The 23217-nt window shown below is 57.7% G+C and carries 14 protein-coding genes; 5 read left to right on the top strand and 9 right to left on the bottom strand.

Annotation, left to right across the window (positions count from 1 at the left end):
- The first annotated feature begins 405 nt into the window (after positions 1 to 405).
- From RAC90_RS12815 to RAC90_RS12800, 4 genes are all read left to right on the top strand, one after another.
- The gene (locus RAC90_RS12815) at positions 406 to 1959 is read left to right on the top strand and encodes a pyridoxal phosphate-dependent decarboxylase family protein (RefSeq protein ID WP_375124405.1); all 1554 of its coding nucleotides are present in this window, start codon (positions 406 to 408) and stop codon (positions 1957 to 1959) included.
- Positions 1960 to 1969: 10 nt separating this feature from the next.
- Complete coding sequence (locus RAC90_RS12810; RefSeq protein WP_110267872.1) at positions 1970 to 3262, top strand: lysine N(6)-hydroxylase/L-ornithine N(5)-oxygenase family protein; 1293 nt, start codon at positions 1970 to 1972, stop codon at positions 3260 to 3262.
- 1 nt (position 3263) lies between these two features.
- Complete coding sequence (locus RAC90_RS12805; protein ID WP_375124403.1) at positions 3264 to 5615, top strand: GNAT family N-acetyltransferase; 2352 nt, start codon at positions 3264 to 3266, stop codon at positions 5613 to 5615.
- Positions 5616 to 5694: 79 nt separating this feature from the next.
- Positions 5695 to 6927 carry an MFS transporter gene (locus tag RAC90_RS12800; protein WP_375124402.1) on the top strand — a complete coding sequence of 411 codons (1233 nt, stop codon included), beginning with the start codon at positions 5695 to 5697 and terminating at the stop codon, positions 6925 to 6927.
- A 38-nt stretch (positions 6928 to 6965) separates the two neighbouring features.
- Here the strand turns inward: RAC90_RS12800 and RAC90_RS12795 are convergent, their stop codons facing one another.
- From RAC90_RS12795 to atzF, 9 genes are all read right to left on the bottom strand, one after another.
- Entirely contained in the window at positions 6966 to 9083 is a 2118-nt protein-coding gene (locus RAC90_RS12795; RefSeq protein WP_054634522.1) for a TonB-dependent siderophore receptor, read from the bottom strand.
- Positions 9084 to 9371: 288 nt separating this feature from the next.
- Entirely contained in the window at positions 9372 to 10070 is a 699-nt protein-coding gene (gene urtE / locus RAC90_RS12790; protein WP_033740208.1) for an urea ABC transporter ATP-binding subunit UrtE, read from the bottom strand.
- Positions 10071 to 10862 (bottom strand): urea ABC transporter ATP-binding protein UrtD, encoded by a 792-nt coding sequence (gene urtD / locus RAC90_RS12785; protein WP_375124401.1) that lies wholly within the window; start codon positions 10860 to 10862, stop codon positions 10071 to 10073.
- On the bottom strand, positions 10855 to 11931 hold the full coding sequence (gene urtC / locus RAC90_RS12780; RefSeq protein ID WP_375124400.1) for an urea ABC transporter permease subunit UrtC: 1077 nt from the start codon (positions 11929 to 11931) through the stop codon (positions 10855 to 10857). Before urtC ends, urtD begins: the two co-directional genes overlap by 8 nt.
- Complete coding sequence (urtB, locus tag RAC90_RS12775; RefSeq protein WP_375124431.1) at positions 11931 to 13499, bottom strand: urea ABC transporter permease subunit UrtB; 1569 nt, start codon at positions 13497 to 13499, stop codon at positions 11931 to 11933. The genes urtC and urtB overlap by 1 nt, the downstream gene beginning before the upstream one ends.
- Before the next feature lie 77 nt (positions 13500 to 13576).
- On the bottom strand, positions 13577 to 14845 hold the full coding sequence (gene urtA, locus RAC90_RS12770; protein WP_033740212.1) for an urea ABC transporter substrate-binding protein: 1269 nt from the start codon (positions 14843 to 14845) through the stop codon (positions 13577 to 13579).
- Between the two features lie 30 nt (positions 14846 to 14875).
- On the bottom strand, positions 14876 to 15577 hold the full coding sequence (locus RAC90_RS12765; RefSeq protein WP_375124399.1) for a GntR family transcriptional regulator: 702 nt from the start codon (positions 15575 to 15577) through the stop codon (positions 14876 to 14878).
- Between the two features lie 9 nt (positions 15578 to 15586).
- A complete protein-coding gene (gene uca, locus RAC90_RS12760) occupies positions 15587 to 19204 on the bottom strand; it encodes an urea carboxylase (protein ID WP_375124397.1) in 3618 nt (1205 codons plus the stop codon).
- A 2-nt stretch (positions 19205 to 19206) separates the two neighbouring features.
- Positions 19207 to 21003, bottom strand: a complete 1797-nt coding sequence (gene atzF / locus RAC90_RS12755) for an allophanate hydrolase (protein ID WP_375124396.1) — start codon at positions 21001 to 21003, stop codon at positions 19207 to 19209.
- A 270-nt stretch (positions 21004 to 21273) separates the two neighbouring features.
- Between atzF and sltY the strand changes: the two genes are divergently transcribed.
- The gene (sltY, locus tag RAC90_RS12750) at positions 21274 to 23193 is read left to right on the top strand and encodes a murein transglycosylase (protein ID WP_054634519.1); all 1920 of its coding nucleotides are present in this window, start codon (positions 21274 to 21276) and stop codon (positions 23191 to 23193) included.
- The last annotated feature ends 24 nt before the right edge of the window (positions 23194 to 23217 follow it).

Genomic DNA, 23217 nt, shown 5'->3' with positions numbered 1-23217 from the left:
CTGTATTCACATCTTGAAAACAGCACTTCCCTACGGCATCAGGGCCGTGGGGAAGCCTGTTTTGTTAGCCTGGCGGCTCCTTTCGCCTACTTTTTGTGATCAAGATCACGTAAATAGATATTAGTCATACTTATGAGAATAGTTACACTTCCATAAATTGAATGATAATGATTATTATTTATGTTGTCATTTTCGTTAACAATCACTCAGTAAATACAAATAAACCACACAAAATGTAGTTTTTTGGATTTTTGCGAACATAAATTCTCAATTTTTCAGGGCTGATGGGTTAGCTGTACCGGCTAAAGATTACCGAATCTGAACTGACACGTGCGGTCTGGCACGATCTGCTGCCCTTTTACCGGGGCGGCTAGGCGACTTACGTCTTAAACAAAGGAACAGGATATGGTGTTACGTAAGCAAACTCTGTCGGTCCCTCGCCGACATCTGTCTGAAGATATTCCTGCGGCTCAGGACGTCATCTTTAACGAGGCGCAGATTACGGCGTGGCAGCAGCAAACGCACGAGGCGCTGGCGCTGATCAGCAGCACGGTGCAGCGCGTGGAGAAGCCGTTCAGCGGAATCCTGCCCCATGAGCTGGCCCCGGCGTTCAGCGCCGTCGACCTTGATCAGCCTCTGGGCAGCAACGAAGCCGCGCTGGAAGAGCTGCGGTCACTTTACCTGTGCGATGCCGTCTGGTTCCACCACCCCAAATATGTCGCCCATCTTAACTGCCCGGTTGTGCTGCCCTCGCTGCTGGCAGAGCAGATCATGGCGGCGGTTAACAGCTCCGTCGATACCTGGGATCAAAGCGCGGGCGGCACGCTGATTGAGCAGAAGGTCATTGACTGGACGCTGGGCCGTATCGGCCTGCCTGCGAGCGCAGACGGCATCTTTACCAGTGGCGGTACGCAGTCCAACCTGATGGCGATGCTGCTGGCGCGGGACAGTTGGTGCGCCAAGCACCATCCGGGTCACCTGATCAAGCATAAGGGGTTGCCGGCGGAGGCCGCGAAATGGCGCGTGCTGACCTCCCGACTGAGTCATTTCAGTATTCAGAAGTCGATGGCGATTCTTGGCCTGGGCTACGATGCGGTGATTTCCGTGGATTACGACGAACACTACCGCATGGACAGCGTACAGCTTGAGCGCGAAATTGAGCACTGTCATGCGCAGGGCCTGATTCCCATCGCCGTCGTGGCCACCAGTGGCACCACCGATTTTGGCAGTATCGATCCGCTGAACGCTATCGCGGATCTGTGTCAGCAGTACGGCATCTGGATGCACGTTGATGCGGCTTACGGCTGTGGCCTGCTGGTATCTGAAACGCAGCGGCAGCGCCTCAGTGGTATCGAAAAAGCGGACTCGGTGACGGTGGATTATCACAAGTCATTCTTCCAGACCGTCAGCTGCGGGGCGTTTTTCGTGCACGATAAACAGCACCTCAGCCATGTAACGCACCATGCCGATTACCTCAATCCGCTCAGCGCCCAGCAGGAAGGGACGCCAAACCTGGTCAACAAAAGTATTCAGACGACGCGCCGGTTTGACGCGCTGAAAATGTGGCTGACGTTGCGCATCATGGGCCCGGCGGCGCTGGGGGAAGCATTCGATACCATCCTGACGTTGACCGAGGCAACCCATCAGTTGCTGAAAGCCCATCCGTCCATTGAGGTGCTGCATGCGCCTGAACTGACCACGCAAATCTTCCGTTTCGTACCCCGGCCTGACATGCGGGCCGCACAACTGGATGCCATCAATGCCGGTATCCGCAAGGCGCTGTTCCGCTCGGGTAACGCGGTGATCGCCGGTACGAAAGTCGAGGGTCACCAGTACCTCAAATTTACCCTGCTGAATCCCACCACTACGGTGGCCGACATGGAAGACGTCATTGCCCTGATTGTCCATTACGGCCGGGAGCAGGCACGTGACCTGACTTTGCAAGCCGCTAACCAGTGAGAACGGTACGATGAACGACAACATTTATGACTTTATCGGAATTGGCATCGGTCCTTTCAATCTCAGCCTGGCCTGTCTGAGTGAACCTGTTGAAGGGTTGAATGGCCTCTTTCTGGATCAGAATCCGGGCTTTGACTGGCATACCGGCATGATGCTGGAAAGTGCGCATCTGCAAACGCCGTTTATGGCCGATTTGGTGACGCTGGCCGATCCCACCAGTCCTTACAGTCTGCTGAATTATATGAAGCAGAAAGGAAAACTGTATTCGTTCTATATCCGCGAAGACTTTTTCCTGATGCGTAAAGAGTACAACCAGTACTGTCAGTGGGCCTGTTCAAAGCTGAGTAACCTGCGCTGGAACACGCGCGTGGACTATGTGAGCTACGACGAAGCGTTGCAGTGCTACCGCGTGCGGGCAGTCGATACGGTCAGTGGGCAGCAGCAGGACTGGCTGACCCGCAGGCTGGTGTTGGGCACCGGTCCTGAAGCCTGGCTGCCTGGCTGCAGCCATCCATACCGGTCGCGTTTTACGCACTCCAGTCAGTATCTGGCGAATAAGGCGGATTTGCAGAAAAAACCGTCCATTACCGTACTGGGTAGCGGGCAGAGCGCGGCAGAGATCTATTACGATCTGCTTACGGAGATCGATCGGTTTGGCTATCAGCTGAACTGGATAACCCGTGCGCCACGCTTTTATCCGCTGGAATATACCAAACTGACGCTGGAGATGACCTCGCCAGAATGGGTGGACTATTTCCACGCGCTGCCGGGTGAGAAACGCGATGCGCTGAATGCGCGCCACAAAAATCTCTATAAAGGCATCAACAGCACGCTGATCAACGCTATCTACGATCTGATGTACGTTAAGCAACTGGATGGCGCGCTGAACGTTAACCTGTTCACCCATTCAGAACTGACCGGAATGCGCGCATTACCCAACGGAGAGTTCGAGCTCGCGCTGCATCAGCAGGAGCAGGATTGTGCCTTTACCCGCCGTACGCACGGTCTGGTGATGGCAACGGGCTATCAGTATCGTCCGCCGATGTTTATTGAAGGCATCAGCCAGCGTCTGCGCTGGGACGAGAAGGGCCGTTACGACGTTCAGCGTAACTACAGCATTGATCGCCACAACCAGATCTTCGTGCAGAACGCGGAGCTGCACACGCACGGCTTCGTTACACCGGATCTGGGCATGGCCTGCTATCGCAATTCGGTGCTGCTGCGTGAAATCACCGGCAAAGAGATCTATCCCGTCGAACGGCAGATTGCCTTCCAGACTTTCCCGGCTCAATCGGAATCGTAATATGTCACAGTTAACGCTTTTCACTGCCGCCCGCCCGGCAGGCCAGTTTACCCTCCGCCCCATGCAGGCCGCTGACGCCACGCTGATTCATCGCTGGGTGACGCGCGACTATGCCCGCTTCTGGGGAATGCAGAATGACACACCAGAGCAGGTCGCCGACTTTTACCACCAGCTGACGGCCAGGGATCCGCATGCGGCGTTGATCGGCTGCTGCAATGGTGAACCGGCCTTCCTTGTCGAATGCTATCGCGCCCGCGAGGATGAAGTAGGTAAATACTATCCCGCTCAGCCGGACGACTACGGCATGCATATTCTGATCGCGCCCGCGGAAACCCCGGTCAGGGAATTTAGCTGGCAGGTCTTCAGCACCGTTATGGACTACCTGTTCAGCCGCCCCGAGGTCAGTCGCGTGGTGGTCGAACCGGATGTGCGCAACGACAAAATCCATCGCCTGAACAAACGTGCGGGTTTTCGCTACCAGCACACCATTGATATGGGCCACAAAACCGCCTGGCTCGCCTTCTGTCAGCGCGACGATTATCAACAGGCATTACTGCAGGACTCACGAATGAATCACGCCACCTCACTGTTAACCGGTGCCCATCTCACCGGACCTCACTGGCTGCAGGCTAACCGTTTACTGGTTCGTAAAGCGATTGCCGAATTCGCGCATGAAAAGCTGATCGTCCCCGACGAAATGCACCCAGGACGTTATCGCCTGGCCGTGCCGGGTGCCGAGGCAGAGTACCATTTTTCCGCTCAGCGTCTGGCGCTGGACCACTGGGATATCGACGTTGCCTCACTGGAAAAGCAGGAGAATGGTCGGGCGTTACCGCTGGATGCGCTGCAGTTTATTGAGGAGTTTAATGCGCAGATCGGCATTCCTCAGGCGCTGTTAGCCACCTACATGGAAGAGATCAGCAGCACCTTATGCAGCAGCGTATTTAAGTTGCAGAAGCAGAATCCAGACAGCCAGGCGCTGGTAAAAGCGGACTTCCAGACCGTGGAATCCTCCATGACGGAAGGGCATCCCTGCTTCGTCGCCAATAACGGCCGCATCGGCTTCGATGCGCGGGATTACCTGGCTTATGCTCCAGAGGCCGCCGCGCCGGTAAATCTCATCTGGGTAGCCGTGCATCGTCGTCATGCCCATTTCTCCAGCCTCAGCGCGCTGAGCTATACGCAGTTGCTGCAGGAGGAGCTAGGGCAGTCCATTCTGGATCGGTTCGCGGCTCAGCTGACAAGCCACGGGGTGGAACCCGAGGACTATATCTTTATGCCCGTGCATCCGTGGCAGTGGCAGAACAAGCTGCTGACGGTGTTTGCGGCGGATATTGCCAGTCGGGACATTATTTATCTGGGCATCGGTGATGACCAGTATCAGGCGCAGCAGTCGATTCGTACCTTCTTTAACCGCAGTCAGCCCCACAAGCGTTATGTGAAAACTGCCCTGTCGGTGCTCAACATGGGCTTTATGCGCGGCTTGTCGCCGTACTATATGGCGACCACGCCTGCGATTAATGAATGGCTGGAAACGCTGGTGGCAAACGACAGCTGGCTTCAGCGCTGCAACTTCCGCATCCTGCGCGAGGTGGCCGCCGTGGGCTATCACAACCGCCATTACGAACGTGCCATTAAGGGCGATTCCGCCTATAAGAAAATGTTTGCGGCCCTGTGGCGCGATAATCCGGTTCCTGATCTGCAGCCCGGCCAGCGCTTGATGACCATGGCGGCGTTCCTGCATGTTGATCACCATCAGCAGCCGTTACTGCCCGCACTGATCGCCGACTCAGGCCTGCCCGCAGCACAGTGGGTTGAACGTTACCTTAACTGTTACCTCAGTCCGCTGCTGCACTGCTTCTATCAACACGATCTGGTGTTTATGCCCCACGGCGAAAACCTGATCCTGCTGCTGGAAAACAATGTGCCGGTCAGCGCCTACATGAAAGACATTGGCGAAGAAATCGCCGTCATGAACCCGGAGGCGATACTGCCGGAGAACGTCCAGCGTCTGGCGGTAGACGTGCCTGAAGAACTGAAGCTGTTGTCGATTTTTACCGACGTCTTTGACTGCATCTTCCGCTTTATCAGCGCGATTTTGCACCAGTCAGGCACGCTGCCCGAGAGTCAGTTCTGGCAGTTGGTGGCACAGTGCGTGAAGGACTATCAGCAGGCGCATCCGCAGCTGGCCAGTAAATTTGCCCGCTACGATATGTTTGCGCCCACCTTTACCCGCTCCTGTCTGAACCGCCTGCAGTTGGCCAATAATCAGCAGATGATCAACCTGTCCGATCCTGCCGAAAACCTCAAGTTTGCCGGCACGCTGGAGAATCCCGTCGCCCAGTGGCGTTAACGGGATTATCACTGCCTTTCCCATCAGCGCGGTCGCCCTGGCGGCCGCGTTTTTCTCGTTTTACTGGATATTACTGACGATGGCTCGTTTTCAACCTGTCTCGCGCCTGACGCGACGACATCTGTTATTTCCTTTATCGCTGGTGCTGTTTGAATTTACCACCTATCTCGCCCATGACATGATTCAGCCCGGCATGCTGCGGGTCACACAGGCGTTTCACGTGGGCCCGGAGTGGGTGGCCACCTCGCTGACCGCCTATCTGATGGGCGGGATGCTGTTACAGTGGCTCCTGGGGCCGCTGTCCGACAAGCTGGGCCGCCGTCCGGTCCTGCTGACCGGTGTTGCGTTTTTTATGCTGACCTGTCTGGCGACGCACTGGGTGCAGGGCATCGGGCCGTTTATCCTGCTGCGCTTTCTGCAGGGTATCAGCCTGTGCTTTATCGGTGCGGTGGGCTATGCCGCCATTCAGGAGGCTTTTGACGAGGCACTCAGCGTAAAGATGATGGCGCTGATGGCGAACGTTGCGCTGCTGGCCCCGCTGGCCGGGCCGCTGGCGGGTACGGCGTTTCTGGCCGTCGCAGACTGGCGCACACTGTTTCTGTTTTTCGCTGCTCTGGCCGCGCTGTCGCTCATTGGCCTGGGCCTGTCGATGCCGGAAACCGCAGGTGACAGACGCACCTCCGTATCGCTGCCGTCGCTGGCGGCGGGCTATTATGCGTTGCTAAAAGACCGCCAGGTGATGTGCGGTTCGCTGGCTATTGGCCTGGTGACGATTCCCTGCCTGACATGGGTCGCGCTTTCGCCTGTTATCCTGATTCACGGTCTGGGCCTGAGCCGACTGGATTACGCACTGCTTCAACTGCCGGTCTTTATGGCAATGATTGCCGGGAATCTCACGCTGGGACGACTGGCCAGCCGTCTCTCCGTCGAGCAGCCGTTACGGTTGGGTGCCTGGCCTGTGGTTACAGGGCTTTTGATCGCTGCGCTGAGCACGTTATGGCAGGCGGACAGCTACATTGGGCTCACGGCTGGCCTCAGCCTGTACGGCTTCGGCAGCGGGATGGTCAATGCCGGACTGTACCGACTGACGTTATTTTCCAGTCAGGCAGGGAAGGGCAGCGTGGCAGCAATGCTGGGCATGGTCAGTATGGTGGTCTTTGCTTTTGGGATTGAGGCAGGCAAAGCGGCCTATTTTCATGGCGGTACCGCAGGCTTCAGCCTGTTGAATCTGATCTGTGGTGTGCTGTGGCTGTGGTTAGTACGTGTTTTTCTGCGAGAAAAACAGCGGCGACATTGCGCCGCTGTGGCATAAGCGCTGACAGGCGGCACGGATTGCCGCCCTGGGAGGGATCAGAAATCGTAGCCGACGGTCGCCACCACGGTGCGCTCTGCGCCCCAGTAGCAGAAGCCCGTGCCATAGCAGGCAGAAACGTAGTCGCGATCGGTCAGGTTATTGGCATTAAGCTGCACAAACGCGCCTTTGAGGCTGCTGTTCCAGGCACCTAAATCAGCGCGGACCGAGGCGTCAAACAGCGTAGCGGAAGGCAGACGTGTGGTGTTCTCATTGTCTGCCCACTGCCGACCAATGTAACGCACGCCAGCACCGACGCTGATTCCCGCATCAAACTGGTATTTCGCCCAGGCAGACGCCATCGAGTCAGGCGTCACGTAAGGCGTGTGGCCGTTATTGCCGTCGATGGAATCTTTGAAGCGCACATGGTTCACCGTCACGCTCGCCAGCGTGCTCAGTCGCGGGGTGAGCTGATTATGCGCTTCCAGTTCGAGGCCCTGAGAGTGCACTTTGCCAGCCGGTTCATAATAAGAGCCCACTACCACGCGGTTACCGACATCATTCTGTGTCAGGTCGTAGATCGCGGCGGAGTAGAGATCGGACGTGCCCACGGGCTGGTACTTAATGCCGGTCTCATACTGCTCCGAGGTCGTTGGCTTCAGCAGGTTACCATCCCGTCCGGAAAGGGACTGTGGCGTAATCGCCTGGCTGTAGCTGACGTAGGGCGAAATCCCGTTATCAAAGGCATACAGCAGCGCCGCCCGGCCACTGACGTGATCATCCTGACGACGATATTGGGTATCGGTGCTGTACTGGCGGTTTTCAGACACGATGCGATCGTAGCGGCCTGAGAGATCCAGATGCCATTTGTCCCATTTCAGCTCATCCTGCAGGTACACGCCGGTTTGATAGTAACGACGCTGTGAATTTGTAAACACGTAAGCCGGATTCACGCCCACGGCCTGACCTGTCAGCGCATTGAGTGAACTGGCTGGGCCGCTGGCATCCCGTAAATCGTTCGTGTACTGATGGTATTCCGCACCCAGCACCACCTTGTGATCCACCGGACCGGTATCAAAGTCGGCTTCCAGCTGGTTATCAATCGCGTACGCCTGCAGCGACGAACGCGAGCCGGAATAGTAGCGATTGAGCAGTTCTGACTGCGGTGATGCCCAGCCAATCTGATAAACCTGATCCAGATCGACATTGGAATGGGAGTAACTGGCATTCGAGCGAAACGCCCAGGTTTCATTAAAGCGGTGAGCGAATTCCGCGCTGTAAATTTGCTCCCGCCGCTTAAACTGATCCAGCGCGCTGTCGCCATCATAGAAACCGGTGCTGAGCTTACGCCCGTTATGTTCGGTGATGCTGCCGTCCCCTGGCACGGCACTGTGATAGCCGCCGGACGGATCTTTTTGCAGATAAGCGCGCAGCAGGAGTGACGTATCCTCATCAGGTTGCCACAGCAGTGAAGGCGAAATCGCATATTTTTCTTCGCGTGTATGATCGTACTGCGTATCACTGTTGCGTGTTATGCCGGTCAGGCGAAACGCCCACTGATCGTTGATGGCATTGGTGTAATCAAACGCAGCGCTGTTGGTGTTATGGTTGCCGGTAGACAAACGGAAATGTCCCTCAGGCGCATACTGCGGACGTCTGGAGCTTTCCATCACTAAACCACCCGGCACCGTCTGTCCATACAGGGCAGAAGAGGGGCCTTTAATCACATCAATACGGTCGAGGAACCAGGGATCGACCTGCAGCACGTTATAGCTGCCGGGATCGCTCATCAGGCGCAGACCGTCCAGGAAAATGTTATCGACATCGCCGCCGTGGAAGCCGCGCAGAGAGACCGTGTCGTAGCGGGTGGCTGCGCCAGCGAAGTTCGTGAAGGCACCGGCGGTGTAGTTAAGCGCCTGATTCACATCCATTGCGCCCTGATCGGCCATTTGCTGGCGCGTCACGACCGAAACGGACTGACCGGTGGTGATCAAAGGACGATCGGTTTTGGTTGCCCCTTTACTGACGGTCGCCGTGTAGCCTTCGGTGGGCGTGGTCGACGTTTCTTCGGGCTTTGCTGTTACCACCAGCGTATCGGCGGCAAAGGAGACCGCAGGGGCGGCAATGGCGATGGAACACAGTAGCGCTAACCGTTTCGGGCCAAAAGGCATTCTCATTGTTTATCCCTTACAAAGGCAAATACAACGCGCCCGGCAGAAGAAAGGCGCAGAAAGTCATGTGACAAAGGTGTTATGCACATTGAATGCAAATGAGAATTATTATACTTACTGTTATTTATTACAAGATGTCTTGTGCGTTATTACACAAGAATTTAACGACGGAAAAGAAACGGGCCGGTTACGGATGCGTACCGTGGGCGTGCATGGCTCAGGTGGGAAGAAAGCGCAGGGTGCCGCGAGCCAGGCAGCTCGGCCTGCAAGCCGACCTGCCTGACAGGAAGAAAATCAGATGGCGACCAGGCTCCGCACGTTATCCGTTTCCATCTCTTCACCGCGTCCGCGCTGGATAATTTCACCGCGCGACATGACCAGATAGCGGTCGGCCAGGTCCGCGGCAAAATCATAAAACTGCTCAACCAACAGAATCGCCATGTCGCCGCGCTGTGCCAGTTGGCGGATCACCAGGCCAATCTCTTTGATTACTGAAGGCTGAATCCCTTCGGTAGGCTCGTCGAGGATCAGCAACTGTGGACGGCTGGCCAGCGCCCGGCCAATGGCCAACTGCTGTTGCTGGCCGCCGGACAGATCGCCGCCCCGGCGGGATTTCATATCGAACAATACCGGAAACAACTGGTAAATCTCTTCAGGCACCTGCTTTGCCTGCGAGGATGAAAAGCGTGACAGGCCCATCAGCAGATTCTCTTCAACCGTCAGACGCGGAAAAATCTCCCGCCCCTGCGGCACGTAAGCCATCCCGGCCTGCACGCGCTGGTGGGGCTTTCGCCCGTTGATGATATTGTCCTGCCAGCGCACCTCGCCCGATTTAGCCGGTATTAAGCCCATCAGGCATTTCAGCAGCGTGGTTTTCCCCACACCGTTGCGGCCGAGCAGGCAGGTCACTTCACCCTGTTTAACCTCAAAAGACAGGCCACGCAGAATGTGGCTGCCGCCATAATACTGATGCAGTTCAGATACCTGTAACATTTAGCGCCCCAAATAAACGTCAATGACCTGCTCGTTGGCCTGTACCTCGCGCAGGGAACCTTCTGCCAGTACGGCTCCCTGATGCAAAACGGTGACGTGATCGGCAATGGTTTCCACGAAGCCCATATCGTGCTCAACCACCATAAGTGAATGCTTGCCCGCCAGACTGCGAAACAATTCGGCGGTGTAGTCAGTTTCCGCATCGGTCATGCCCGCAGCGGGCTCATCAAGCAGCAGCAGGTGCGGTTCCTGCACCAGCAGCATGCCGATTTCAAGAAATTGCTTTTGGCCATGCGACAGCAGACCTGCCGGTCGCTGGCGGGCGGCGCTAAGCCGCAGCAGCGTCAGGATCTCATCGATCCGATCCCGTTGCGCGCTGTCAAGGCGCGCACGCAGGCTGGCCCAGACGGTTTTGGTGGTTTTCAGGGCAATCTCCAGATTCTCAAATACCGTCAGCGCTTCAAACACTGTCGGCTTCTGAAATTTGCGCCCAATTCCGCTACGGGCAATCTCCACCGGCGACAGGGCGATGAGGTTTTTATCCTGATCGTAAATGACCTGCCCTGTGTCGGGACGCGTTTTGCCGGTAATAACGTCCATCAGCGTAGTTTTACCTGCGCCATTAGGGCCAATGATGCAGCGCAGTTCACCGACGCCAATCTGTAAAGAGAGATTGTTAAGCGCACGAAACCCCTCAAAGGTTACGGTGATGTTAGCCAACTGCAGGACCGGATCGCGCTGGGCACGATAACGATCGGCTGGCAGAGTTTGGGTGAACAGGGTCTCAGTCATCTTTTCTCCGGCGCAGTAAACCCATCACGCCACGCGGCAGAAACAGCGTGACCAAAATAAACATCATCCCCAGGAAAAACAGCCAGTACTCCGGAAAAGCCACGGTGAAGACGCTTTTCGCGCCGTTGACGATGGCGGCCCCGAGCAGCGGACCGATAAGCGTACCGCGCCCGCCAAGTGCGACCCAGATAGCGGCTTCAATGGAGTTGGTCGGGGACATTTCACTGGGGTTAATAATGCCAACCTGGGGCACATAGAGCGCGCCTGCCAGGCCACATAGCATGGCCGAGAGGGTCCAGACGAACAGCTTAAAACCCCGGGGATCGTAACCGCAGAACATCAGGCGGTTTTCGGCATCCCGAACAGCGGTCAGCACCCGGCCAAATTTACTGCGGGCCAGCGCGAAGCCCAGCACCAGGCTTGCTAACAGCAGCAGGACGGTAGCAATAAACAAGCCGATGCGCGTGTTGGTTGAGGTCACACTAAAGCCCAGCAGGGTCGTAAAACCGGTAAAGCCGTTGTTACCGCCAAAACCGGTTTCGTTGCGAAAGAACAGCAGCATGCCGGCATAGGTCAGCGCCTGGGTCATGATTGAGAAATACACGCCTTTGATTTTCGAGCGGAAGGCAAAGAAACCAAACACCAGCGCCAGCAGGCCCGGCACGAGGACAATCAGACACAGCGCCCAGGCGAAATGCTGCGTGCCTGCCCAAAACCACGGCAGCCGATCCCAGGACAGGAAGGTCATAAACGCGGGCAGGCTGTCCCAGGAGGCCTGGCGCATCAGGTACATGCCCATCGCATAGCCGCCCAGCGCAAAAAACAGGCCATGCCCCAGAGAAAGTAAGCCCGCATAACCCCACACCAGATCCAGCGCCACCGCGACCACGGCGTAGCACAGAATTTTACCGACCAGCGTTAAGGTATAGGTGGAGATCGCCAGCGGATGCGAGGCGGGCAGCAGTGCCAGGAACGGCATGATCAGCAGCAGCAGCGTAACGACTGCGCCAATGCCCAGCGTCAGGCGCGGTGCCTGACGCGTCAGACGTAAGGTGAGAGGTTGCGTCATCAGTCAGTCACCCTTCCTTTCACGGCAAACAGTCCCTGCGGACGTTTCTGAATAAACAGCACGATCAAAACCAGAATAAGGATTTTCCCCAATACGGCCCCCATCTGCGGCTCCAGCACTTTGTTGAGAATGCCCAGTCCCAGTGCGGCGACCACGGTTCCGGCAAGCTGGCCGACGCCGCCCAGCACCACCACCAGGAAAGAGTCGATGATGTAGCCCTGGCCCAGTTCTGGCCCGACATTGCCTAACTGCGACAGGGCGACGCCGCCCAGCCCCGCGATACCGGAACCCAGACCAAATGCCAGCATGTCCACGCGGCCCGTCGGCACGCCACAGCATTCGGCCATGGCCCGGTTTTGGGTGACGGCGCGCACGTTCATCCCCAGCCGCGTACGGTTGAGGAGCAGCCAGGTCAGTATCAGCACAAACACCACGAACAGGATGACTGCAATGCGGTTCCAGGGCAGAACCAGATTGGGCAGCACCTGCAATCCGCCCGACAGCCAGGCGGGATTGGCGACCTCCAGGTTCTGCGCACCAAACAGCATACGCACCAACTGAATCAGCATCAGGCTGATGCCCCAGGTCGCGAGCAGGGTTTCCAGCGGGCGGCCATACAAATGGCGAATGATAGTGCGCTCCAGCGCCATTCCAATGGCTGCCGTCATCAGAAACGCGACCGGCAGCGCCAGCAGCGGATACCAGGCGATATACTGCGGAGCAAACTGCTGAAACAGGTTTTGTACCAGCCAGGTGGCGTACGCGCCCAGCATCAGCATTTCACCGTGCGCCATATTGATCACCCCCAGCAGACCGTAGGTGATGGCCAGGCCCAGCGCGGCCAGCAGCAGGATCGATCCCAGCGAGAGCCCGCTGAATGCCTGTCCCAGCAGATCGCCCCACATCAGGCGACTTTTAATCTGCTTCAGGCTGTCTGCCGCTGCCTCGCGTACCGTTTCATCGGGCTCGGCTGCGGGCTGCGTCAGGCGCTGCAGGCTGGCCTGAGTATTAGGATCGCTGGATTCGCCCAGCAGTTTGACCGCTCTAAGCCGCACTATCGGCTGCGGGCTGGTCAGCTGCAGACTGGCCGCCGTCATGGCCAGCGCAGCATGAACCTGAGGATCCGTTTCAACACTGAGGCGTTTCTCTATGAGCGGAAGCAGGTCAGCGGCCGCGTCGTTTTGTAACTGTTGCGCCGCACGCAGGCGCACGCCGGCATCAGGGCTTACCAGCTGATGGGCGGCGAGAGCACTGGCGACCAGTACACGCAGACGGTTGTTCATAAAAAGCTTTTTAACTTCGCCGTTGGGCTGTGCGGCGTCATCCAGTGGCTGAAGCGTATTCCCGGTTTTACTAAAGGGATGGTGGTCCTGATCCGTCACGACGGTTTCGGCTTTTAACGCTTCCAGCAAGGGTAAACGGCGGGCATCTGGCGCAGCGGCCCACTGTTGCAGCAGATCGGCCTGCTGAGTTCGGCTGGCGGCGGCAAAGTCCGTAGCGGGTCCGGCGCTGGCAAACAGCGGCAGAAGCAGCAGCAATAACGCTAAAAAATTCAGGCGAAGCATCATGGTGAGCCTCATCAAAAGGGCAAGCATAGGATGTCCTGACGGCCGCCCTCACAGCCAGCGCGAGGGCGGTCTGAGTTTTACTGCGTCGTTTTCACGGGATGATCCGGTTTTTTATCATTGCCGGGAATATACGGGCTCCAGGGCTGGGCACGTACCGGTTTGTCCGTCTGCCAGACCACGTTAAACTGGCCGTTTTCTTCAACTTCGCCAATCATCACGGGTTTGTGCAGATGGTGGTTGGTCTGATCCATCGTCAGGGTAAACCCGTCCGGGGCCTTAAAGGTCTGACCGGCCATTGCCGCACGCACTTTATCCACATTGGTCGTACCGGCTTTCTCGACGGCCTGCGCCCACATATGAATGCCTACGTAGGTGGCTTCCATCGGGTCATTGGTTACCACGGTGCTGGCATTCGGCAGATTGTGCGCTTTTGCGTAAGCCCGATAGTCGGCAACAAATTTCGCGTTGGTCGGATTATCTAAAGATTCAAAATAGTTCCAGGCTGCCAACTGACCGACCAGCGGTTTAGTATCAATCCCACGAAGTTCCTCTTCACCCACCGAGAAGGCCACGACCGGGATATCGGTGGCTTTGATGCCCTGGTTAGCCAGTTCCTTGTAGAACGGAACGTTGGAATCGCCATTGATGGTGGAGACCACCGCGGTTTTGCCGCCAGCGGCGAACGTCTTAATATTAGAGACGATGGTCTGGTAATCGCTGTAGCCAAACGGGGTATACACTTCTTCGATATCTTTATCCTGCACGCCTTTTGAATGCAGGAAGGCGCGTAAGATCTTGTTGGTGGTGCGGGGATAAACATAATCTGTTCCCAGCAGGAAGAAACGTTTGGCCCCGCCGCCATCCTGGCTCATCAGGTATTCCACCGCCGGAATCGCCTGCTGGTTTGGTGCTGCACCGGTATAAAAGACGTTCGGCGACATCTCTTCACCTTCGTACTGCACCGGATAGAAGAGCAGGCCATTCAGTTCTTCAAAGACCGGCAGCACGGATTTGCGCGATACCGAGGTCCAGCAACCAAACACCACTGCCACTTTGTCCTGGGTCAGCAGTTGCCGGGCTTTCTCGGCGAAGAGCGGCCAGTTTGAGGCCGGATCCACCACCACGGGCTCCAGTTTTTTCCCCAGCACGCCGCCTTTGGCGTTAATTTCATCGATGGTCATCAGGGCGACATCTTTAAGTGGCGTTTCAGAAATGGCCATGGTGCCGGAAAGGGAGTGCATGATGCCTACTTTGATGGTGTCAGCCGCCTGAGCGCTCCAGGCGAACCCCATGCCCGCGACGGTAGCTGAGAGAGCAAAAGCTTTAAGCAATGAACGTCTTTTCATCGATGGTAAACCCCTAATGTTATGGATACGTTATTCAATGGGTTGAAGCCGGGCCTGCTGGAGCATGTGTAGCGTGATTTTCCTGACCTCTGCTTTACTGACGGCAATGTGCCCGGTCAGGATCTGGCGGGCGTCGCGGGTCTCTTGCAATAAAATGGCCCGCAAAATCTGTGCGTGTTCGCGATAGGTCGCCGCAATACGATCTTCCCGGGTAAAATCAAGCCGCCGGATAATGCGGATTTTCTCTGTCAGCTCGGCATGGATCCGCGCCATTTCCGCATTGCCCGCAGCGGCGACCAGCGTCATATGAAACGCCTCATCATGCTGTGAAACCCGCTTGCCATCTTCCAACTGCGCGGCTTCGCACCAGAACTGATACAGCTCGCGTAGCCGGTCGGCGCACTGGGTAGGCGGCAACGCACACAGGCGCGTGACCGCCTCGCACTCCAGGACGGTACGCAAATCGTACAGCTCTTCGAAGTAGGCAAAATCAAAGGCTTTCACCTGCCAGCCGCTGCGAAACCACACGTCGACATAGCCTTCACGCTCCAGCCAGAACAGGGCCTGGCGAACCGGAGTGCGGCTGACCGCCATGCGCTCTGCAATCTCACTTTCGCTGAAGCGGTCGCCGGGCATCAGGCGGAACTCAAAAATGTCGTTTTTCAGTGCCTGGTAAACCCGTTCTGCCAGTGCTTCCGGGCGGGCTTTGCTTCGTGTTGATCGGGTCGTCATCGGCGCTCCTTATTCCAGCCACAGCAGCGTGTCGCCAGGGCTGACAGGGCGGCCGGCCTGGCAGGCCACGCGTTTCACCCGACCCGCGCAGGGAGCCGTAATGGCCAGTTCCATTTTCATTGCCTCAACAATCACCAGCGTTTGTCCGGCGCTCACCGTCTCGCCCGCCTGCACCAGCACTTTCCAGATGTTGCCGTTCATATCTGCCTGTACAGCCTGCGCGCTGTTATCCTCAGCGGGCGCGCCTGACTCGGCCTCAGTGGAAGCGGGGGCTTCCGGCTCCTCCTGCGACCAGAGCCGGACCTCCTGCTCAAATGCCGCGGCCTGGCGCTGGCGAAACGCCGCTATGTCGTCGGCGTTCGCCGCCAGAAACGCCTGGTGAGCGGCAAAATCGAATTCAGTTTCTTCGATACGCAGCGCAGCACGGCCCTCGCGGAAATCATCACGAAGTTGCGCCAGTTCCTCTTCGCTCACCGGATAGAAGCGCACCTGATCGAAGAAGCGCAGGAGCCAGGGCTCACCGGCACCGAACTGCGGGTTTTTCAGGAAGGTGTTCCAGATGGGTAACGTACGGCCGACCAGCTGGTAACCGCCGGGAGAGTCCATGCCGTAAATGCACATGTACATGCCGCCGATGCCGACGGTGCCCTCTGCGGTAAAGGTACGGGCCGGACTGTACTTGGAGCTGAGCAGGCGATGGCGGGGATCAATCGGCACCGCGCAGGGTGCACCCAGATAAACATCGCCCAGGCCCAAAATCAGGTAGCTGGCATTGAACAGCGTATCGCGGACCTGTTCACGATCGGATAATCCATTGATACGTTGAATAAAATCGACATTATTGGGTAGCCAGGGCGCGCTGGCGCGCACGGTTTCTTTATAACGTCTGACGGCACCGAGCGTGGCGCTGTCTTCAAACGCCATCGGCATCCAGACAATGCGAGAGGGCACTTTCAGCGTGCTGACATCACCGAGCATGGCTTCCCGGGCCAGCAGCTCGGACATTAACTGGGACTGCGACAGGGTAAGGCTGTCATAGCGAATTTGCAGTGAACGCACGCCGGGGGAGAGCTCTTCGATGCCGTCAACCGGTCGCTCACGCAGCGACGCCATCAGCAGATGAACACGGAGGCGGAGCGCCAGATCCAGCACGTTGTCGCCATATTCGATCAGAATGTATTTATCGCCGGCCTGACGATACACCGCCTGCGGTGTGGTGTCGGTGGCGGCAACGGCGGCGAGCACGGTAGCGGAGCCAAAGCGGTTGTCGGCCAGCGACGGCACGTCAAACGTCTGCGCCGTGTGCGGACGCAACGTGGCGATGACCTGCAACCGGGCATTTTCCAGCGCGACGGCTTCTTCGACGCTGATGGGATGGAAGCGAATTTTATCGCCCGGTTTGACCTGGCCGACCTTCCACAGTTCGGCTTTGGCTATCGTCACCGGGCAGACAAAGCCGCCGAGGCTGGGACCGTCGTGGGTCAGGATGACCGGAAAGTCACCGGTGAAGTTGATTGCGCCAATCGCGTATTCACAGTCGTGCACGTTGGACGGATGCAGGCCCGCTTCACCGCCGTTAGCGCGCGTCCAGGCCGGTTTAGGCCCGACCAGACGTACACCAAGGCGGTTGGAGTTGTAGTGAACCTGCCAGTCGCTGGCAAAGAATTCATCGATGGCGGCCTGGGTGAAAAAGTCAGGTGCGCCGTGCGGTCCGTACAGGACACCAATGTGCCATTCGCTGGTGTACGTTGGGATCAGCGCCGGGCTGAGTGCCTGCGGAGCGCTGACCGGCGCGGGCGTGGTGCAGGCTGCCAGTGACGGTTGCGAGACAGGCAGCATATCGGCAACCCGAAGCGTGCGACCGGCGTGCCCGCCAAACTGGCCCAGAGAAAAGGTGGAACGACTGCCAAGGTATTCCGGGACATCAAAGCCGTTACGGATAGCCAGATAACAGCGGCAACCGCGCTGGGCGCGACCCAGTGTCAGCGTTTGGCCAGCATTGACCGTTATCGGCTGCCAGTTGCTGACAGGGATGCCATCCAGCGTGGTGCCGCAGTCTGCCCCTGTGAGAGCAAGGGTCGCCGCGCAATGAAAGCGCAGCGTTGGGCCCTGCAGGGTAAATTCCAGCCCGGCCGCCGACTCGTGATTTCCGACGATGCGGTTGGCAAGGCGGAAGGCATAATCATCCATCGGCCCTGACGGCGGTACGCCGATATTCCAGTAACCCAGACGGCCCGGCACGTCCTGGATGGAGCTGAACGTGCCCGCCTGCAGCACTTCGACCACGGCTGCCGCGGGCGTAAAGCTGTCCAGAAAACGTGTCCAGACCTTGCCGCTACGGAACGCCTCGGTGGCCACGACCTGCCGCAGATAATCAAGATTGGTGGCGATACCGTGCAGTTGTGTGGCGTTCAGTGCGCATTGCAGTTTTTCCAGCGCCGCCTCTCGCGTGTCCGCATGGACGATGAGCTTGGCGATCATCGGATCGTAATAGCTGGAAACCTCGCTGCCGGTCGTCACCCAACTGTCCACACGGACATCGTCAGGAAAACTGACATGCGTGAGCACGCCGGGGCTGGGCTGGAAGTTTTTTAACGGATCTTCGGCGTACAAACGGACTTCAATCGACGCGCCCTGCGGTGCCTGCTGCAGGCGCGGCCAGTCGATCGCTTCGTCAGCGGCGACGCGCAACATGCATTCCACCAGGTCGAGGCCGGTGACGCATTCGGTGACCGGATGCTCAACCTGCAGGCGGGTATTCACTTCCAGGAAATAGAAGGCGTCCTGCTGTGCATCATAAATGTATTCCACGGTCCCCGCGCTGCGGTAATTGACTACCTCACCCAGCCGAACGGCCGAGGCGAGCAACGCCGCGCGCGTGGCCGCGGGCAGGCAGGGCGCGGGGGTTTCCTCCACCACTTTCTGGTTGCGGCGTTGCAGCGAACAGTCGCGCTCACCCAGCGCCACCACGATGCCCTTGCCATCACCGAAGATCTGCACTTCCACGTGGCGGGCATGATCGATACAGCGTTCGAGGAAAACGCCGGCGTCACTAAAGAATTGTTCGCCCAGTCGACGGACGCTCTCCCAGGCATTGCGCAGTGCCCCGGCGTCGGCACAGCGCGTCAGCCCAATGCCTCCGCCGCCTGCCGTGCTTTTTAACATCACCGGATAACCGATGGATTCGGCTGCGCTGAGGGCGTCATCAAGTGTGTTGAGCAGCGGCGTGCCTGGCGTCATCGGTACTCCGGCCTGCGCGGCTAACTCACGGGCGCGATGTTTCAGCCCAAACTCGCCAATCTGCGCAGCCGTGGGACCGACAAACACGATACCGTCCTCTTCACAGGCGGCAGCAAAGGGCAGACTCTCTGACAGAAAACCATAGCCGGGCCAGACCGCCTGGGCGCCCGTTTCCTGCGCCGCCGCCAGAATTTTGTCGATGCGCAGATAGCTGTCACTGGCTTTGTCGCCGCCCAGACCCACGGCGATATCCGCCTCTTTCACATGCTGCGCGTTGCGGTCGGCATCGGAAAACACGGCCACGCTTTTAATGCCCAGACGTTTCAGCGTGCGGATGGCGCGACAGGCAATTTCACCCCGGTTAGCAATCAGGACTGTGCTGAACATAATTAGTTACTCCCAGGCGAGGCAAGCCAGTTACGCCAGCCGCCAAATTCAGTGATTTCCAGCGCGCCGGTTAGCGCGGCACCTTCACAAATAAAGCCTTTCACCACACGTCCATCGGCAAGCGTCAGATTGCCAATGCCCAGTGGGGCAGGGATTTCCGCCACAAACTCACCGAAGCGCGCCAGCGGGATATCCCAGAGTTCAACGGTAATGGCCGCCCCCTGTTCTGTGCGCATCAGGCCGGGTTTCTTAATCGGACCCTCTAATAAGGCAAACAGGCGATACTGGCTGGCGGTCTGCGTCTCTTCCACCAGAACGGCCTGGCGCGTGGTGAGCTGAAAATTAAGGGGCATCCCGGTCAGGTGTGCGCCGACGACGGCCACACGAACATGATCGTGGGATAGAGGAAGCGCCGTCGGGGAGGACGGCAGTGGCCGACCGGTTGCGCCGAGAGGCAGGGCCAGAGCCTGCTGCCAGCGCAGTCCAAACTGCGCCAGCGCGCGGTCATGCCAGGCGGGAGCGATGAGCGTAATGCCCGCCGGCAGGTCGTCGTTTCTGAACGGGGCGGGCAGGGCCAGTGCAGCAAGATCGGCCAGATTAGTGAAGTTGGTATAAGTGCCAAAATGCGCGTTATACAGCACCGGCTCCTGCTGCATTTCGTCCAACGTGTAAATGGTGGGCGAGGTGGGCACCACCAGCGCATCAAACGAGGCCAGAACCTGCTGAATGTGCCGGGCCAGTTCGGCACGCTGGTATTCGGCCTGCCAGGCATCCACGGCGCTGTACTTCAGGCCATTCGCCACAATGCCGTGGACCACCGGATCCATGTTCTCTGGCTGGTTAAGCATCTCGCCTACGGCGACGGTGCGCTCGGCGACCCACGGACCCTGATAAAGTTGCTCGGCGAGCTGGCGGAAAGGGGTAAAGTCAATGGGATGCAACGTCGCGCCGGTCGCCTTCAGTGCGCTGAGCGCGGCATCCCAGGCGGCTTCGGCGGCAGCATCATCGTAAAATTCCGGTGTAGCCGGAATGGCGAAATCAGGACGGGCTTTCATGCCTGCTGGGGCCGTACGGGGATTTACGCGCGAATAGGCGTCTTTCTCGTCGTAGCCACCGGCCAGGCTGGCCACGGTAAAGGCGTCTTCAACCGTCAGCGCAAACACCGAAATCGTATCGTTCAGGCGACAGGCCGGGACCACACCACGGGCAGAGAACCAGCCCTTTGTCGGTTTCAGGCCGACAATATTGTTAAACCCTGCCGGCACCCGACCTGACCCGGCGGTGTCAGTACCGAGTGAGAAACCCACCAGGCCACGCGCCAGTACCGAGGCCGATCCGGAACTGGATCCGCCACTGACAAAATCCGGATCAAAGGTATTACACACCGCGCCATAAGGTGACCGTGTGCCCACCAGGCCGGTTGCAAACTGATCAAGGTTGGTTTTGCCGATGACCACCGCACCTGCTGCTTTCAGGCGCGCCACCACAAAGGCATCCTCTTCGGCGGTGTAGCTAAACGCCGGGCAGGCGGCGGTGGTCGGCCAGCCTGCGACATCAATATTGTCTTTGACCGCGAACGGCACACCGAACAAAGGAAGCGCGTCGGGATCCTGCTGATAGCGTGCCAGAAGCGGCGTGATTTGTGCTTCGAGCTGCGCCGGACTGGCAAGACAGATCCAGGCATTATCACTGGGTTCCTGTTCCGCCAGGTGGGTTGCCAGCAACGTGTGAAGCTGCTGTGGGTGCTGCCGGGCGCGTTGCTGCCATTCGCTAAGGGTCAAGCCAGATGTTGAAGCCATGCAATAAATTCCAACTGGTATACAAGATGGCATTCAACAGAGCAAAGGCTGTGCCAGATTTTTAACTTGATGAATCAAAGAGATAAAGCGGCATGCCATAAGTTTATGTGATGATAAAATGCACAGCCGTAGCGCAGAACGTGTGACATTGCGGTGCGCCACGCCTGCGCAAAGGTAAATTTTGTGAAGAACATGGCAAGAGTGGCTTCCCCTGGTTAGCATGAATAACGTCTGGCACCCTGCCAGGGCCCAGCAACAGAGGAGATTTACGTGGAGAAGTGGCGTAACGGGATGATAGGGTTCTGCCTGGTGAGCATGGCCGGCAGCGCATGGGCTGATTCGCTTGATCAACAACGGCAACGATATCAACAGATTAAACAGGCGTGGGACAGTAACCAGATGGCGACAGTCGATCAACTGTTACCGACGCTGCAGGATTATCCGCTTTATCCCTACTTAGAATACCGTTTGCTGGCGCAGGATCTGGATCAGGAAACCAGCCTGGCGGTGCAGAACTTCATTCAAAAGTACCCCACCTTGCCCCCGGCACGGTCGCTGAAAACACGGTTTGTGAACGTGCTGGCCCATCGTCAGGACTGGCAAGGCGTACTGAATTTCAGCCCGGATGAACCGACGCCGGTGCAGGCGCGCTGCAACTGGTATTATGCAAAATGGTCTACCGGTCAGCAGCAGGCGGCCTTTGCGGGCGCAAAAGCGATTTGGCTGCGCGGCACCGCCTTGCCGAATGACTGTGACAAGCTGTTTTCAGTCTGGCAGGCCTCAGGGCAGCTCTCGCCTATTACGGTGCTGGAGCGCATTCGTCTGGCGATGAAAGCGGGCAATGACAGCCTGGTCAGCTATCTGGCGAAGATGCTGCCCGCTGATTATAAGACGATGTCGGATGCCTTACTGACGCTGCAGAAAGATCCCCAGTCCGTAACGACTTTTGCCAACAGCGTTGGCGCCACCGACTTTACGCGCCAGGCCACTATCTTTGCCTTCGCCCGTGTGGCGCGTGCCGATATGGAAAATGCCCGCAGCATGATTCCCGAACTGGTCCGGGCGCAAAAAATGGGGCCGGAGGATGAACAGGCGCTGAAGGAGATTGTGGTCTGGCGCATGATGGGCAGCGATCTGACTTCTGAGCAAGCGCGCTGGCGCGATGCGGTGGTGATGAACAGCGAATCAACTGCCTTGCTGGAGCGGCGCGTCCGCCTGGCGCTGAGTGAAAATGACCGTCGTGGCCTGAATACCTGGATTGCCCGTCTGCCGGTAGAAGCGAAAGAGAAAGACGAATGGCAATACTGGCAGGCCGATCTGCTTTATTCCAAAGATCGCAAAGAAGAAGCCGATGAGATTCTGCGCAAACTGATGACGTCACGCGGCTTTTACCCGATGGTAGCTGCACAGCGTCTGGGCGTGAATTATCCTCTGCAGGTGGATGCCGCACCGAAACCCGACAGCGCCACGATACAGGGGCCCGAGCTGGCCCGGGTACGCGAGCTGATGTACTGGGGGCTGGATAATCTGGCGCGAAGCGAATGGGCCAACCTGATTAACAGCAAAACCCATGTCCAGCAGCAGATGCTGGCGCGTTACGCAAGCGAGCAGGACTGGTGGGATCTCAGCGTACAGGCCACCATCACCGCAAAAATGTGGGACAGCCTGAAAGAACGCTTCCCGCTGGCATGGCAGGATCTGTATAAGCAGAACACACAGGGGAAAACCATTCCGCAGAGCTATGCGATGGCGATTTCCCGTCAGGAAAGTGCGTGGAACCCGAAAGCGCGTTCCCCGGTCGGTGCGAGTGGCCTGATGCAAATTATGCCCGCCACCGCCACGCATACCGTGAAGATGTTTAGCATTCCTGGCTATGTGAATCCGTCTCAGCTGTTCGATCCGCAAACCAATATCCAGATTGGCACGCAGTATCTGGATTATGTCTATCAGCAGTTTGATAAGAACCGGATCTTCGCCTCGGCGGCCTACAATGCCGGGCCCGGTCGCGTACGGACCTGGCAAAACAGCACCGCGGGCAATCTGAGTGCCGTCGCCTTCATCGAAACCATTCCGTTTTCCGAAACGCGGGGTTACGTGAAGAATGTGCTGGCTTATGATGCCTACTATCGCTACTTCCTGGGCCAGCCTGACAAGATCCTGTCAGATGCTGAGTGGAATCGCCGTTACTAGCTGTGTTAAGCTTCCGTACTCTTT

The sequence above is a fragment of the Pantoea sp. CS_6 genome (assembly GCF_041954745.1).
In the GTDB taxonomy this organism is placed as follows: Bacteria; Pseudomonadota; Gammaproteobacteria; order Enterobacterales; family Enterobacteriaceae; genus Pantoea; species Pantoea stewartii.
This window is presented reverse-complemented; position numbering and strand designations above follow the sequence as displayed.

What these genes read in the sequence shown, in the direction of transcription:
- RAC90_RS12815 (WP_375124405.1), top strand. Translation starts at nt 406, where the DNA reads ATGGTGTTACGTAAGCAAACTCTGTCGGTCCCTCGCCGACATCTGTCT.
- RAC90_RS12810 (WP_110267872.1), top strand. Translation starts at nt 1,970, where the DNA reads ATGAACGACAACATTTATGACTTTATCGGAATTGGCATCGGTCCTTTC.
- RAC90_RS12805 (WP_375124403.1), top strand. Translation starts at nt 3,264, where the DNA reads ATGTCACAGTTAACGCTTTTCACTGCCGCCCGCCCGGCAGGCCAGTTT.
- RAC90_RS12800 (WP_375124402.1), top strand. Translation starts at nt 5,695, where the DNA reads ATGGCTCGTTTTCAACCTGTCTCGCGCCTGACGCGACGACATCTGTTA.
- RAC90_RS12795 (WP_054634522.1), bottom strand. Translation starts at nt 9,083, where the DNA reads ATGAGAATGCCTTTTGGCCCGAAACGGTTAGCGCTACTGTGTTCCATC.
- urtE (WP_033740208.1), bottom strand. Translation starts at nt 10,070, where the DNA reads ATGTTACAGGTATCTGAACTGCATCAGTATTATGGCGGCAGCCACATT.
- urtD (WP_375124401.1), bottom strand. Translation starts at nt 10,862, where the DNA reads ATGACTGAGACCCTGTTCACCCAAACTCTGCCAGCCGATCGTTATCGT.
- urtC (WP_375124400.1), bottom strand. Translation starts at nt 11,931, where the DNA reads ATGACGCAACCTCTCACCTTACGTCTGACGCGTCAGGCACCGCGCCTG.
- urtB (WP_375124431.1), bottom strand. Translation starts at nt 13,499, where the DNA reads ATGATGCTTCGCCTGAATTTTTTAGCGTTATTGCTGCTGCTTCTGCCG.
- urtA (WP_033740212.1), bottom strand. Translation starts at nt 14,845, where the DNA reads ATGAAAAGACGTTCATTGCTTAAAGCTTTTGCTCTCTCAGCTACCGTC.
- RAC90_RS12765 (WP_375124399.1), bottom strand. Translation starts at nt 15,577, where the DNA reads ATGACGACCCGATCAACACGAAGCAAAGCCCGCCCGGAAGCACTGGCA.
- uca (WP_375124397.1), bottom strand. Translation starts at nt 19,204, where the DNA reads ATGTTCAGCACAGTCCTGATTGCTAACCGGGGTGAAATTGCCTGTCGC.
- atzF (WP_375124396.1), bottom strand. Translation starts at nt 21,003, where the DNA reads ATGGCTTCAACATCTGGCTTGACCCTTAGCGAATGGCAGCAACGCGCC.